This window comes from Mesorhizobium sp. M0768 (genome assembly GCF_040320195.1).
In the GTDB taxonomy this organism is placed as follows: domain Bacteria; phylum Pseudomonadota; class Alphaproteobacteria; order Rhizobiales; family Rhizobiaceae; genus Mesorhizobium.
The window spans coordinates 23,235-37,536 of record NZ_JAMYPD010000044.1; the positions used below are offsets into that span (position 1 = coordinate 23,235).

General features: G+C 61.2%; 13 protein-coding genes and 1 pseudogene. 10 read left to right on the forward strand and 4 right to left on the reverse strand.

The window, feature by feature from the left end:
• Nucleotides 1-76 precede the first annotated feature (76 nt).
• Genes NKI08_RS31135 through NKI08_RS31155 form a run of 5 tightly spaced genes read left to right on the forward strand, consistent with a single transcriptional unit; the run spans nt 77 to nt 5,000 of the window.
• Nucleotides 77-1,033 (forward strand): carbohydrate ABC transporter permease, encoded by a 957-nt coding sequence (locus NKI08_RS31135; RefSeq protein WP_352774862.1) that lies wholly within the window; start codon nt 77-79, stop codon nt 1,031-1,033.
• Nucleotides 1,033-1,923 carry a carbohydrate ABC transporter permease gene (locus NKI08_RS31140; protein WP_023679256.1) on the forward strand — a complete coding sequence of 297 codons (891 nt, stop codon included), beginning with the start codon at nt 1,033-1,035 and terminating at the stop codon, nt 1,921-1,923. Before NKI08_RS31135 ends, NKI08_RS31140 begins: the two co-directional genes overlap by 1 nt.
• 10 nt (nt 1,924-1,933) lie before the next feature.
• Nucleotides 1,934-3,031, forward strand: coding sequence for an ABC transporter ATP-binding protein (locus tag NKI08_RS31145; RefSeq protein WP_352474430.1), 1,098 nt, complete (start codon nt 1,934-1,936; stop codon nt 3,029-3,031).
• 33 nt (nt 3,032-3,064) lie between these two features.
• The gene (locus NKI08_RS31150; RefSeq protein ID WP_352474432.1) at nt 3,065-4,228 is read left to right on the forward strand and encodes a mandelate racemase/muconate lactonizing enzyme family protein; all 1,164 of its coding nucleotides are present in this window, start codon (nt 3,065-3,067) and stop codon (nt 4,226-4,228) included.
• Between the two features lie 22 nt (nt 4,229-4,250).
• Entirely contained in the window at nt 4,251-5,000 is a 750-nt protein-coding gene (locus NKI08_RS31155; protein WP_352474433.1) for a ribonuclease activity regulator RraA, read from the forward strand.
• Here NKI08_RS31155 and NKI08_RS31160 read toward each other — a convergent pair whose 3' ends face one another.
• The 3 genes from NKI08_RS31160 to NKI08_RS31170 are packed head-to-tail and all read right to left on the reverse strand — an operon-like array spanning nt 5,001 to nt 8,562.
• Nucleotides 5,001-5,822: an alpha/beta hydrolase gene (locus NKI08_RS31160; protein ID WP_502899689.1), complete on the reverse strand. Its 822-nt coding sequence runs from the start codon at nt 5,820-5,822 to the stop codon at nt 5,001-5,003. It lies immediately after the preceding gene.
• Between the two features lie 11 nt (nt 5,823-5,833).
• Nucleotides 5,834-7,321 (reverse strand): NAD-dependent succinate-semialdehyde dehydrogenase, encoded by a 1,488-nt coding sequence (locus tag NKI08_RS31165; protein WP_352774864.1) that lies wholly within the window; start codon nt 7,319-7,321, stop codon nt 5,834-5,836.
• A 17-nt stretch (nt 7,322-7,338) separates the two neighbouring features.
• Nucleotides 7,339-8,562: an iron-containing alcohol dehydrogenase gene (locus tag NKI08_RS31170; RefSeq protein WP_352774866.1), complete on the reverse strand. Its 1,224-nt coding sequence runs from the start codon at nt 8,560-8,562 to the stop codon at nt 7,339-7,341.
• 185 nt (nt 8,563-8,747) lie between these two features.
• Here NKI08_RS31170 and NKI08_RS31175 point away from each other — a divergent pair, with 185 nt between their 5' ends.
• Together NKI08_RS31175 and NKI08_RS31180 are read left to right on the forward strand one after the other, a co-directional pair.
• Nucleotides 8,748-9,449 carry a GntR family transcriptional regulator gene (locus tag NKI08_RS31175; protein ID WP_352774868.1) on the forward strand — a complete coding sequence of 234 codons (702 nt, stop codon included), beginning with the start codon at nt 8,748-8,750 and terminating at the stop codon, nt 9,447-9,449.
• Nucleotides 9,450-9,600: 151 nt separating this feature from the next.
• Nucleotides 9,601-10,194 carry a DJ-1/PfpI family protein gene (locus tag NKI08_RS31180; RefSeq protein ID WP_352493019.1) on the forward strand — a complete coding sequence of 198 codons (594 nt, stop codon included), beginning with the start codon at nt 9,601-9,603 and terminating at the stop codon, nt 10,192-10,194.
• A gap of 62 nt (nt 10,195-10,256) precedes the next feature.
• Here the strand turns inward: NKI08_RS31180 and NKI08_RS31185 are convergent, their stop codons facing one another.
• A complete protein-coding gene (locus NKI08_RS31185; protein ID WP_352774873.1) occupies nt 10,257-11,153 on the reverse strand; it encodes a GntR family transcriptional regulator in 897 nt (298 codons plus the stop codon).
• A gap of 166 nt (nt 11,154-11,319) precedes the next feature.
• Between NKI08_RS31185 and NKI08_RS31190 the strand changes: the two genes are divergently transcribed.
• From NKI08_RS31190 to NKI08_RS31200, 3 genes and pseudogenes are all read left to right on the forward strand, one after another.
• Nucleotides 11,320-12,372 (forward strand): ABC transporter permease, encoded by a 1,053-nt coding sequence (locus NKI08_RS31190; RefSeq protein WP_352774869.1) that lies wholly within the window; start codon nt 11,320-11,322, stop codon nt 12,370-12,372.
• Nucleotides 12,369-13,153: pseudogene (locus tag NKI08_RS31195) on the forward strand (ATP-binding cassette domain-containing protein). Before NKI08_RS31190 ends, NKI08_RS31195 begins: the two are co-directional and overlap by 4 nt.
• 93 nt (nt 13,154-13,246) lie before the next feature.
• Nucleotides 13,247-14,161 (forward strand): sugar ABC transporter substrate-binding protein, encoded by a 915-nt coding sequence (locus tag NKI08_RS31200; RefSeq protein WP_352774871.1) that lies wholly within the window; start codon nt 13,247-13,249, stop codon nt 14,159-14,161.
• Nucleotides 14,162-14,302 lie beyond the last annotated feature (141 nt).

Sequence of the window (14,302 nt, forward strand, 5' to 3'; positions counted from 1 at the left end):
AAGCCACACCTACGACCTGGACCGGCTGCGCCGCTGGCGCAGCCGCAGCGTTCCGAAGAAAAAGGGCACGCCACAAGTGACGATCGTGACCGGCAAGGCCGAGGCTCGCCGAAGATTGCAACCCGGTTGGTCCGGCGCGCTGCGGAAGGTCTGGGAGCATCGTGCGGACTACGCGTACGTGCTCCCAGCGATCGCCGTGATGCTCATCGTCATCGCCTATCCGATCTACTACACGGTCGAGCTGTCGTTCTTTAAGACACCGCCTGGCCTGCAACTCCGCGACAAGACCTTCATCGGCTTCGACAACTACACGACCATCCTCACCAGTCAGGTGTTCTGGAAAGTCACCTGGAACACACTGATCTGGACTCTGGGGTCAACTTTCATCTCCTTTGTCCTGGGGTTTGCCACAGCGCTGGCGCTCCACCGCGACTTCATCGGCCGTGGTGTCCTGCGCGCCGTCCTGATCATCCCTTGGGTCATCAGCGCCGTCGCCGCCTCCTACATCTGGAAGTGGATCTACCATTCGGACTTCGGGATCATCGGCGCGGTGCTGGTCGGCCTCGGATTGGCCGACCAGCCGCCGAATTTCATCGACAATGTCAGCACGGTGCTCCCCTCGCTGATCGTCGTCAATATCTGGCGCGAGTTTCCGTTTGCCATGATCATGATGATGGCCGGCCTGCAGACAGTCCCCGACCAGTTGCTGCGCGCCGCAAAAGTCGATGGTGCCAATGCATGGCAGCGCTTTTGGCACGTCACCTTCCCGCACTTGCGCAACGTCTCGGTGGTGACGATGCTGCTGCTCGCGGTGGCCAACTTCAATTCCTTCATCATCCCCTGGATCATGACCGGCGGCGGGCCGTCGAACGCATCGCATATCTGGATAACCCACATTTATGAGCTCGCCTTCGGACGGCAGCGCTGGGGCGTGGCATCGGCCTATTCGGTGCTCCTGTTCCTCACGCTGATGACGCTGGGCTACTTCTACGTCCGTGCGTTAAGCGGCAACGAGCGGAAAGAGGGGAGCTGATGAGCACGATTGCCGAGACAGCACCTCGTGCCCAGACCCGTCGCCGCATGCGCGTCGACGGATGGCGGTGGGCCGGCCGCATATTCCTCGTGTTTATGCTGCTTTATACCGCGTTGCCGATGATCTGGATGCTGATCACCTCGATCAAGTCCGGATTCGCGGCGACGCAATTCCCGCCGCAATGGTGGCCGGACGAACCTACCCTCGCCAGCTATCAGAAACTGCTCGATCCGCAGAACAGCGTCGGCCAGGACTTCCTCCGCTTCTTCTGGAACAGTCTTTTCGTGTCGACCGTCACGACAATCCTTTCGGTGATCGTAGCTGTCCCAGCGGCCTACGCGTTTTCGCGCTTCAGTTTCCCCGGCCGGAATTTCCTGTTCTTTGCCGTGCTGCTGCGCAACATGTTCCCGGCGGTGATCTTTCTCGTGCCACTCTTCATCCTGATGCGCGCCATCGGTCTGATAAACACGCATGGCTCACTGATACTCACCTATCTCACCTTTGGCCTGCCGCTGGCGATCTGGCTGCTCAAGGGCTTTTACGACAATATCCCGGTGCAGCTTGAGCAGGCGGCGCGCATCGATGGCGCAACACGGTTCCAGGCCTTCATCATGATCGTGATGCCGCTCTCGACGCCGGGGATCATCGCCACCGCAATCTATTCCTTCATCGGCGCGTGGAACGAGTACATCTACGCCTACACCTTCCTCTCCAAGAACGAGCAGTTGACCCTGCCGGTCGGCATCCAACGCTTCTTCTCGGAAAATACGACGGACTTTCCGGGCCTGATGGCGGCCAGCTTCATGATGAGTGTGCCCGTCGTGGTGCTGTTCCTAGTCCTGCAACGATACTTCGTACGCGCCCTTACAGAAGGCGCGGTCAAGCACTAGGGAGTTGCCGATGGCCCACGTGGTCCTCCAAGATCTCGTCAAGAGCTATGGCAGCTTCAAAGCTGTCAACCACGTTTCGCTGACGGTCAATGACGGCGAGTTCGTTGCGCTCGTCGGGCCTTCAGGCTGCGGCAAGACAACCACGCTCAATCTTGTCGCGGGGCTGACCCCGATCACAGCGGGCGACATCATCATCGGCGAGCGGGTGGTCAACGACCTCGACCCCAAGGACCGGGACATCGCAATGGTGTTCCAGAACTACGCGCTCTACCCGCAGAAATCGGTCTACAAGAACCTGGCGTTCCCGCTTCAGATGCGCAAACTCCCCAGGGACGAGATCGACAAGAAGGTCAAGGAAGCGGCGCGAGTGCTCGACATGACGCACCTGCTCGAGCGCAAGCCGCGCGAACTTTCGGGCGGGCAGCAGCAGCGTGTGGCCCTTGGCCGTGCCCTCGTTCGCGACCCCGCCGTGTTCCTCATGGACGAGCCACTGTCTAACCTCGATGCCAAACTGCGCGTGCAGATGCGGTCGGAGATCAAGCGTTTCCACCAGGACCTCAAGGCGACGATTATCTATGTGACGCACGACCAGCTCGAAGCCGTGACCATGGCTGACAAGATGGCGGTGATGAATGGCGGCTACCTGCAGCAATACGATTCACCGGCGCAGGTCTTCGCCCATCCGGTGAACATGTTCGTGGCCAGCTTCATCGGCAGCCCGGCGATGAGCCTTATTCCGTTAGAGGCCTCGATGGCAAACGGCAACACGGTGTTGACCGGCGCCGAGGGCTGGCGCCTTGAGCTCTCACCGCGCAATGCCCAGAAGGTGGCGAAAGCGACGACCAGGAAAGTCGTGCTCGGCGCACGTCACTCGACGATCAAGCTCCACAAGAGTGCGGTCCCTGGTTCCATTCCGGCCAAGGCCTACACGGTGGAACCGACCGGCGACGTCACCTTCGTCCAGGCGTTCCTGTCCGGCGCCATCGTCAACGTCAGCGTGCCGCCAAACATTGCCGTCGCGCCCGACGAGCAGATCTGGCTCGAGTTCGACCAGGAGCGGATGCATCTGTTCGATGGCGAAACTGAAATGGCCCTCAAGGCCAACTGAGATAGAGCGAATGCGCGTGAAACGTGGGCGTGGATGACTGAGAAACTTAAGATCACCGCGATCAAGCCCTATCCGGTGTGGGTAGGAACGCGCAACCAGATGCTCGTCAAGGTCGAGACCGACCAGGGCATCTTCGGCTGGGGCGAGAGCGGCTTGAGCGGTCGCGAGAGGGCCGTGGCCGGCGCGGTCGAGCACTATCGCGAGTTTCTCATCGGCCGCGACCCGATGCAGATCGGGCGGATCTGGCAGGAGGTTTACCGCAGCCAGTACTTCGAAGGCGGGCGAGTCCTTCAGGCGGCGATTTCCGCCATCGACATCGCCCTTCACGATATCAAGGGCAAGGCGCTGGGCGTGCCGGTCTACGAGCTGCTGGGCGGCAAGCAGCGCGACCGCATTCCCACCTTTGCCTCGACCGGCGACGAGGCCGAGGGCGACGTTGCCATCGAACGGGCCCGCGAACTTCGCGCGCAGGGGTGGCAGGCGATCCGCTTCTTCCCCTTCGGGCAAAACAGCAAGGACATCTTCGAGCCGCGCGAGTCCATCGGCGCTACCGCAAGTATGCTGAACAAGGCGCGCGAGGCGCTGGGCAGCGACGTGGTCCTCGGCCTCGACTATCATCATCGGCTGTCGGTGGCAGAGGCCGCGAGCTTCTGCAACAAGCTCGGTCGCGGCGTGCTTGATTTCCTCGAGGAGCCGATACGGGCCGAAACGCCGGAGGCCTATGAATCGCTGCGCACGATGACCGAAATCCCCTTTGCCATAGGCGAGGAATTTGCCAGCAAGTGGCAGTTCCTGCCCTACATCGAGCGCGGCATCCATCAGTTCAACCGGCTCGATGTTTGCAATGTCGGCGGGCTCACCGAGGCGATGAAAATCGCTGGCTGGAGCGAGGCGCATTATGTGGACCTGATGCCGCACAATCCGCTTGGTCCAGTGTGCACGGCCGCGACCGTGCATCTCGCTGCCGCGGTACCCAACTTCGCGTGGCTCGAGACCAGGGCACCCGAAACAAAGCTGGGCTTCGACAATTCCGACTTCTTCCCCGTGCAACCACGGCTCGACGGGACCGATTACCCGGTCGGCGATCTGCCGGGGCTCGGCGTCGAGGTCAACGAAGTTGCGGTCCAGGCGCAGAGTTTGCGTTTCTGGGAAGCGCCTCACCTTAAGCGCCGCGACGGTTCTGTTGCGAACTGGTAGTTCCATTCAATCGGAGTCCACAATGACACATACTTCCGACATCATGCGGCCGCCTAAGGACCTGATCGACGCACTCAGGGAGATCGGCGCCGCGACGGTTGCCGGCACGCTTGGCCATATGGGTTTCCGCAATCCGCACATGGTCGGTCCGGTGGCGCAAAACCACGGGAAGTCGATCGTCGGGCCGGTGCTGACGCTGCAGTTCCTGCCGCAGCGGCCGGACCTCTTCACCGAAGGAGAATATGCCGATCCGGAGACACAGCTGCACCGGCACGTGCTCTATCACGCGCAGGAGGGCGATGTGGTCGTGGTCGACGCGCGCGGCGACATGAGCTCGGGCGTCTTCGGCGATATGATGTCGACGTATTTCAAGGGCAGGGGCGGGGCCGGTATCGTCATCGATGGGTGCATGCGCGACCGGCCCAATGTCGAAAAGCTCGACCTGCCCCTATGGCTGCGCGGCTGGACGCCAAACTATCATGTGCAGACCAGCATCTATCCCAATGCCGTCAACGTTCCGATTGCCTGCGGCGGTGTCACGGTGATCCCGGGCGACATCATCGTCGCCGACGACGACGGGGTGGTGGTGCTTCCCGTCGTGATGGCCCCGAAGGTGATCGAAGAGTCACAGAAGCATCATGATTGGGAGGAGTTTTCGCGAGCGAAGCTCATGGAGGGCGGGCCGTTGCAACGCTACTATCCGCTGCATGATGATGCCCGCGGAGAGTACGAGGAGTGGCGCAAAACAAATCGCCTGGAGAACCCGAGTTAGTCAGCAGGCCTTGGCGATCAGTTTTGCCAGGCAATCGCCAGCCTCGGTCCCCGGCACGCCAAGATCTCTGACACTGTCCATATGGTTGCGGTTCGGGAGCACATCCGACGTTACCAACGATCCCTGCCGCAGCAAGCTTGCTTTGAATCGATCGGCTTGCTGATGGAAGGGTGGCGTCTCGTTGGCTCCGACCAGGACCGCCGCCTTGGTTTGAGCATCATGCCGACAGGCGAGAGGTGTGAACATGGCGACTTCCTCGTCGGTTATTCCAATCTCGTTGGCGAGAAAGGAATCCTGGAGCGGCTTCAAATCATATAGTCCGCTCAGGAGAAGGGCTGCCTTCACATTCGAGGGGGTATGCTCGCCTTCGAACAGGAACGTTGCAAGATGGGCTCCAGCCGAATGACCACTGACGGTCAGGGCCGCCGGGCTTCCGCCATGATCGGCGATGTTGGCCAGGACCCACTGCTTGGCGCGGCGCACCTGGTCGACAATCCTCGCCATTCGGACCTTGGGCATCAGAGCATAATCAAGGATGACGGCGATGGCCCCGGCTTGGGTAATCGTCGTCGCCATATATGAATAGTCGCGCTTGGAGAACATTCTCCAGTAGCCGCCATGGACAAAGATGTGCACCGGTAGCGCCGTTCTTTTGCCCGCGGGAAAGAACAGGTCCATGGTCTCGGTCGGATCCGGTCCGTAGGCCACGTCGGCGGCCATCGGAATGGCGGCGCGGGCGACCTCGCTGCGGTCAACAATGTCCTGCACGATTTGGTCAAAATCAGCAACGTGGTCGCGGATGCGAAAGGGATCGCCTTGCATTCTTCTTCAGCTCACATGCTGACGGCGAGGTATTTCGCCTCCATGAACTCGGCAATGCCGTGATGCTGCCCTCCCTCGCGGCCGAGCCCACTTTGCTTGACGCCGCCGAAGGGAGCTGCCGGATCAGACATCAGCCCGCGGTTGAGAGCAATCATCCCGGCCTCGATGCGGGAAGCCACCCGCATGCCGCGCGCCAGATCGCGCGTGTAAATGTAGGCAGCAAGCCCATATTCGGTGTCATTGGCGCGTGCGATGACCTCGGCCTCCGTTTCGAAGCTCGAGATTGGCGCCACCGGCCCGAATATCTCCTCATGCGCCATCTTTGCGTCGCCCGGCACGTCGCGAAGCACCGTCGGAGGATAGAAGAAACCGCGCCCGGACAGGACTGAGCCGCCGCACATGACCCGCGCGCCGCGTGTGACCGCGTCGACGACAAGGCGGTCTATCTTCTCGACCGCCTTTTTCGTGATCATGGGCCCGCATTCCGTGTCCGGATCTGTGCCAGGGCCGACCTTGAGCGACGACATCCGCTTCTCGAGGCCATCGCAGAAGGCTTCGTAGATGCCAGATTGCACATAGAGGCGGTTTGCGGCCGTGCAGGCCTCGCCGGCGTTGCGCATCTTGGCCACCATTGCACCATCGAGCGCCGCTTCGAGATCGGCGTCGTCGAACACAATGAACGGTGCGTTGCCGCCCAGCTCCATGGAACACGAAACCACATGCCTGGCAGCCTCTGCCAGCAGAGCGCGACCCACACCCGTCGAACCGGTGAAGGAGAGTTTGCGCACCCGCGGATCGGCCAGCATGGCGGCTGTCAAAGGCCCGGGACTGGAGGTTGTCAGGACGTTGACCACCCCTGGTGGAACGCCCGCGTCCTGGTAGAGCGCGGCGAGCGCATAGGCGGTAAGCGGGGTCTCACTGGCCGGTTTCAGGATCACCGTGCATCCAGCGGCAAGTGCCGGCGCGATCTTGCGCGTCGCCATCGCGGCAGGAAAATTCCAGGGCGTGATCAGGATGCAGATGCCGACGGGTTCGTAGTCGACCACAATCCGATTGGTGCCGGAAGGCGCAGTACCGAATTCACCGGTAATGCGAACGGCCTCCTCGGCATTCCAACGGAAAAATTCCGCGGCATAAGCGATCTCGCCGCGGGCATCCCGCAGGGCCTTGCCGTTTTCCAATGCGATGAGAGTAGCCAGTGCCTCGGATCGTTCCGTCATCAGCTCAAAGCAGCGTCTGAGGATCTCGGAACGCTTTCGCGGCGACGTTGTCCGCCAGCCATGGGCTGCTTTGGCAGCGGCGTCAATGGCGGCGGCCGCGTCCTCCAAGGTCGCATCGGGTACGGCCGCGATGATGGCTTCCGTCGACGGATCAATGACCGGAATTACCCTGCCATCCGCGGACTGCCGCCATTGGCCGCCGATATACAGCCGGTGCGAAATTGTGTGGAAGTCGCTGACGCCCTGATCATCCGACAGAACCTGTGAAAACGTGTTCATCTCGATATTCCCGATTGTTACATGATGCTGGCGAGGTCGCCATCAAAGGCCGCCTGGACCAGGTGTCGCATGGTCCGCAAATCGAATGGACGCGGGTTGTTCTTGATGAGGCGCTCGATACCGATCGCCTGTTCCGCCGTCCAATCGAGCTTATCTGCGGGCAGCCCCAGCTCGGCTAACGAGGAGGTGATCCCGATTGCCCCAAACAGCCGGCTGACTTCGGCAATGGTCGCGTCGGCCAACTCGTCGGGCGTCCGGCCTTTACCATCGAGGCAGAGCGCGTTGGCGATCTCGGCCATCTCGGTCGCTGCGGCTGTTTTGTTGTACTTCATGACGTACGGCAACATGGTGGCGACGCCCAATCCGTGAGCGGTGTGGGTTATCGCGCCAACCGGATATTGCACGGCATGCGCTGCCGCTGTGCCGGCCGTTCCGAACGCGCAGCCGGCTGCCAGTGCACCCATCATGACGTCGGCCCGGGCGTCCTCGTCAGAGGGCCGGCCGCATGCCGTTTCAAGGCTTCGGCCAAGCAGCTTGATCGCCAGCAGGGCGAAATGATCGGTCAAGGCGGTTTTGCCGATAAAGACATGGTTCTGCGGAAGGCCGGGATCGGTCCCCCGCCTGGCGGCCGTGAACGCCTCGATTGCGTGCGTCAGCGCGTCGGCGCCTGCGATCGCCGTCAATCCCGGCGGGCATGTCATCGTCAGTTCAGGATCGCAGATGGCCGCGGCCGCGATCAGATACGGGCTGGAGATGCCGACCTTCAGTGTGCGATCCGGATCCGAGATCACGGCAACCGGGGTCACTTCAGAGCCGGTGCCGGCTGTCGTCGGCACCGCAATCAGCGGCAGCGTCGGGCCGGGCACCTTGAACTCGCCGTAGTAATCCTGGAGCTGACCGCCGTGACTGATGAGCAGCGCGGCGCATTTGGCCAGGTCGAGACAGCTGCCGCCGCCAATGCCGATCACCATGTCGGGCGTGAACTTCCGTGCTTCCTCGACGCAGACGGCAACGGTGCCCCGAGGAACGTCGGGTAGCACGCGGTCATGCACCAGTACGTCTATCGAGGCGGCTCGCAGTGCCGCGATAATCTCTGCGAACTGGCCCGTTGCGGCAAAACGTTCATCGGTGCAGACGAGCGCGCGACGCCCGAGCCTGGCCGCGACAACCGGAATGACGTGGCGTTGGCCCTTCCCGAAGAGGATTTCGCGTGGCAGCCTTATCGCAGCGAAAAGGCTCACCTGCATCCTGTGATGATGTCTGGAAAGGCCGCTGGGGCGGCACGCTGCTCCCGCAGGGCTACCGGTAGCGTCATTGCTTTGTCTCCTAGCTGCCGCAAATGATATCCTCTATAAAATCGTATAGGATATAGGATTGCATTGGCCGGAGCATCGTGTTAGCAACTCAATGTGTCAAGAGACAAAACATGCAGGCCATGAACTTACCCAGTCTAGACGAAGCGAACCTCGCCGGCGGGCGTATCCAGCGCTCCAGCAGCCTGGTTGAGGACGTCTACGAAGCGATCTTTGCGCAACTCATGTCGCTGAAGATTGCGCCGGGCTCGCGGATCACGGTCGACAGCCTGGTCAAGGAATTCAACGTATCCCACACGCCGATCCGCGAGGCGCTCGGCCGGCTCGAAGGCGAAGGCCTGGTGCTGAAGACGCATCTGATCGGTTACCGCGCTGCGCCGCAGATCACGAAACGGCGGTTTGACGAACTTTATGAGCTTCGCCTGCTGCTCGAACCTCATGGCGCAGCCAAGGCAGCCGCGCTCATGGACGAGGTAAAGCTCGCGCAGCTTCAGAAGTCGGCCGGCGTCATGGCGCGCCGTGAGGGCAAGGACGAGCGCCTGCGGTATTCCAACTTCGCCCGCCAGGATGCCATTTTCCATGACAAGGTCATGGAATTCGCCAACAACGAACTCGTGCGCGAGACATTGGCGCACCAGCGCACCCACTTCCACATATTCCGCCTGATGTTCCATTCGCGCGTCACCGAGGAGGCGCTTGACGAGCATGAGGCCATCCTGGCCGCTTTCGCTGCGGCCGATCCTGCCGCTGCCGAGCAGGCGATGCGTCGCCATATCGAGCATTCCCGCGACCGTTTGTTGTTGGCGTTCGACTGAGACTGTCCCGATGTCCCCGTACCCGCCGTTGACGGTCATCACGCAGGCCAGTGCCAACGAAGACTACTTCCCCGATTCACCCTTCTAGAAACTCAAACCTACCAGGCGAGTACAGATCTCGCCCGGCCGTTGTCACAGGAAAGGAAGTACCATGCCAGGCAAAAAGATCCTGATGCTGACCGGTGAATTCACCGAGGAATACGAAATCTTCGTCTACCAGCAGGCGATGGAAGCGGTGGGCCACACCGTGCACGTCGTGTGCCCAGACAAAAGCGCCGGAGACCTGATCAAAACATCGCTGCACGATTTCGAGGGCGATCAGACCTACACCGAAAAGCTCGGCCACTATGCGCTGATCAACAAGACCTTTTCCGACGCTGAGAAGCAGCTGGAGCAATACCACGCCGTTTACTGCGCCGGCGGCCGTGGCCCCGAATACATCCGCACCGACAAGCGCGTACAGGCGATGGTGCGCCACTTCCACGAAACCAAGAAGCCGATCTTCACGATCTGCCACGGCGTGCAGATCCTGATTGCGGTGGACGGCGTCGTGCGTGGCAAGAAGGTCGGCGCACTGGCGGCTTGCGAGCCCGAAGTGACGCTTGCGGGCGGCACCTATATCGACCTGTCTCCAACGGAGGCATATGTGGATGGCACGATGGTTTCGGCAAAGGGCTGGACGGCCCTTGCAGCGTTCATCCGCGAATGTTTGAAGGTGCTGGGAACGGAAATCCGTCACGCGTAAGCGTTTGCTTCCGACGCGTTCCAGAGGATGCGTCGGTTCCCTTCAATGGCGGGTCGACTACATCATTCAACAAGTCCGATAAGCGAACGCGTCAACGTTGCTCTTGCCGACGCCAGGTGCGCTCGGCAGGCCCGCTCAATCCGGTCAGATTCGCGGCTTTCGAGCGCATCGATATAGGCGAGATGCTCGAGGATTGCCGCCTGGTTGCGCTGCTTTTCGTCCTGCTTGTTCCACTGATAGTGGTAGTGAAAAATGAACGTGATGATGTCGTAGAAATCATCGATGAAGCGGTTCGGTGATGCCTCGTTTATGAGCCGGTGAAACCGGTTGTCCAGGCCGGAGAAGTCATGAAAACGGCCCTCAATTCGCTCCAGCAGGTCGGCATGCGCCATCTTGAGCGCAGCGAGTTTCGACCATAGGGGAGAACTGTCCGGCTGTAGTGAAAATAGTTGCGCCGAACGCAGTTCGAACATTACTCGGATCTCGAAGAGCTCAAGCGCAAAGCCTTCGGTGAAACCCTTGAAAAGCCAGCCTGTATTCGGCCTTTTCTCGATCAGCCCAAACCGGCTGAAGCGGATCAGGAATTCGCGAATTCCGTTGGTCGCAACGCCGAATTGGCGCGCAAGCTCGAGCTCATTGATGCTGGTTCCAGGCCTGGTGTCACCCCGCAGCATCCACTCCATGAATTGCTGTTCGACATGCTGGGCGCGGGGCGTGGTTTCGGCGTCTGGATAGTAATCGTTGTCGCTGACCGGGCGGCCCGTCGACCTGAGGCCGTGGCGTTCGGTGATAAGTTCGCGGTGAACCAGTTCCCGCAAAACCTTTCTGACGGTTGTGCGGCTGACGCACATTCGCCGTCTAAGCTCATTTTCGGAAGGAAGTTCACCGGCCAGTTGCCCGTCGCGCAGCATATTCGCAGCCCGATTGAAGGCCTTCTTGTAGACGGTGTCGGTTCTCATCGGATTTCCTTGGGAACTATAGCTTGTCCTTTTAGCATGAACTTTATCCATAAAAAACAACTTGACCCGGCCTGGCCGGTTGTTTTTTATCGATAAGAAGAGGACCTGAACACGAATTGAGTTTTTGACGACGCGGCTCGTACAAGCCGCGGCGGGGAGGGGAAATTTGCCTGAAACGGGAAACACCGGCACGACTGTCGGCGAGGCCGCGTTGCCGGCATCCAGGAAGCCAGAAGCCGTTCCCGGCCTTGCGCTCGGCCTGATGCTGCTGAGCGCTGGTCCGGTCGTCATCCTGGTGCTGCTGATCGCCGTCCTCAGCTTTCTGTCGCCCTATTTCCTGACGGGACGCAATCTCAGCAACATCCTTGCCCAGACGGCCGTCATCTCGGTTGTCGCGATGGGCCAGCATCTGGTCATCCTGACACGCGGCATCGATCTCTCCGTCGGCTCGAACCTTGCACTGGCCTCCGTCTTCGGCGCGCTGAGCTTTCATGCCGGTGCTCCCGCCATCATCGTGATCGCCGTGATGGTTGGCTGCGGTGCCGCGGTCGGCGCCATCAACGGGCTCTTCTACGTCTTCGGCCGGCTGCCGCATCCTTTCATCATCACGCTGGCGACATTGAGCATCGCCAAGGGGCTGGCCCTGCAACTGGCCGATGGCCGCGCCATCCCTGGCATGCCGGATTCGATCGATGCGCTTGGCCGCGAGGCGGTTTGGGGCCTGCCTGGATCGGTTTTCGTCGTTGCGGGCGTTGCCGCGGTTCTTTCCGTCATGGCTAAAACCATGGTCTGGGGGCGCTGGATTTATGCCGTCGGCGGCCGGCCCGACGCCGCGCTGCGCATGGGCATTCCCGTGTCCCGGGTCCTGGTTTCGGTCTATGTCATCTCAGGACTGTGCGCCGGCATCGGTTCCGTCATCCTTGCCGGCCGCACCGACGCCGGTTCGCCGCTGTTCGGCAATCTGCTGGAACTGGACACGATCGCGGCGGTGATCATTGGCGGCGCCAGCTTTCTTGGCGGCCGCGGCCACCTCGGCCATGCCTTGATCGGCGCCATCATGATCGGCGTTATCCGCAACGCGCTCAACCTGCTCAACGTCAATGTCTTTTTCCAGCTCATCGTCATCGGCGTGGTCATCGTGATCGCGGTCGAGTCCGACGTGCTGCGCAATTACCTCGAAGGGCGTGTGCGTGTCCTGCAAGCCGGAAGGCAGTCATGAGCGCCGCTGCGGATAACGCCGATCACGCGGTCACGGCGGACAATCCCGTGCTGGCGGTACACGGTGCTACCAAGCGTTTCGGTTCGGTTCTGGCCCTCGACGATGTCAGCATCGAGGTGCGGCGCGGCGAGATCGTCGGCCTGCTCGGCGACAATGGCGCGGGTAAATCGACGCTGACCAAATGCATCAGGGGGTGCACCAACTCGATGCCGGCGCGATCCTTTTGGACGGTGCGCCAACGCAGATACGCTCCCCTGCGGATGCGCGCTTCGCCGGCATCGAGACCGTCTATCAGGATCTGGCGCTGTTCGACAATTTGACGCCGGGACAGAACTTCTTTGCCGGTCGCGAGCTGGCTGGCCCGCAATGGCTTCCGCGCGGCCTGCGGTTTCTGCAGCAGCGCCGGATGGACGCCGAGACCCGCGCTCTGCTGGCAAACCTGAAAGTTACGCTGCCGCGGCTGGATGCCGTCGTCGCCATGATGTCTGGCGGTCAAAGGCAAGCGATCGCCGTGGCCCGCTCGACCGTGTTCGCCCGCAAGGTTGTCATTCTGGATGAGCCGACCGCCGCACTCGGCCTGCGTGAATCACGCCAGGTGCTCAATCTGGTCGCTGCGCTGCGCGACCAGGGCAATGCCGTCATCCTGATCACTCACAACATGGAACACGTCGTCGAGCTCGCCGATCGCGCGGTGGTGCTTCGCCAGGGCCGCAGGGTCGGCGAACTGGTGCCGACCAAAGGCAACAAACAGGAACTGGTTTCCATGATCGTTGGAGCCTGACCCGTTCGAAATTTGGGGACCTTTCAGGTCCGCAAATGCCTGAAGCGTCTCCCGCCGGGAGGCGTCTCAATCCAAGGGAGGAATACAATGCCAATGAACCGAAAACTGTTCGCAGGGCTGGTGATCGCTGTTGCGTTTTCCGTGCCGGCTTCGGCCGCAGACAAGATCAAGGTTGGCCTGATTACGAAATTCCCGGTGCCGTTCTACTCGACCATGGAGGACGCCGCCAAGAAATACGCGGCCACTCATCCGGAGATCGAACTGCTCACCGGCCAGGGCCAGGCAGCTACCGACATCGAAGGCCAGATCGCTCTGATCGAATCCATGATCACGCAGGGCGTCAACGGGCTGGCAATCACTCCGGTCGACCCGACGGTCGCGCCGGCGCTCGACAAGGCGGTGGCCGCCGGCATCAAGGTGGTTCTCGTCGACAACAGCATTCCCAACTGGAAAGGCCAGACGGCATTGGTCTCGACCAACAACCTCAACGGCGGCAAGATCGCCGGAGAGTATCTTAAAACGGTGCTCAAGAGCGGTGACAAGATCGGTATCCTGCAAGGCGTTCCCGGGGTGCCGGCTCTGGATGACCGGGTCACGGGCATGATGGAGGGATTGGGCGACGTCAAGGTCGATGTCGTCGGCAAGGGCGCAACCAACTGCACGCTGGAACTTGGCACGTCAGTGACCGAAGACATCCTCACCGCCAATCCCGATCTCAAGGCGATCTACTCGGCCTGCGGTCCGCCGATCCCTGGCGCCGTCAAGTCGATCAGCAATTCCGGCATTGCCAACGACAACCTCATAGTGGTCGGCTTCGACGCGTGCTGCGGTGAGATCGAAGCGATCAAGTCGGGAGCGGAGGACGCCAGCGTAGCTCAATTTCCAGCGAAAATGGGTGAGCTTGGCATCGACACCGTCGTCAAGGCCATCCGCGGGGAACCCGTCGAGGCCAATGTGGATACCGGCGCCGGACTGGTGACGCTGCAGAACGTCAAGGACTTCGAGTGATCCACCAGCGGTGCGGGGGGGTGGGCCCCCCGGGCCCCGGCGGGGGGGGGGCGGCCGCGAGGGGAGGGGGGGGGAGTGGGGGATTTGTGTTTTTTACAAAATAACCAAGCACCGCAGTGCAATGTTTTTTTATCAGGGGGG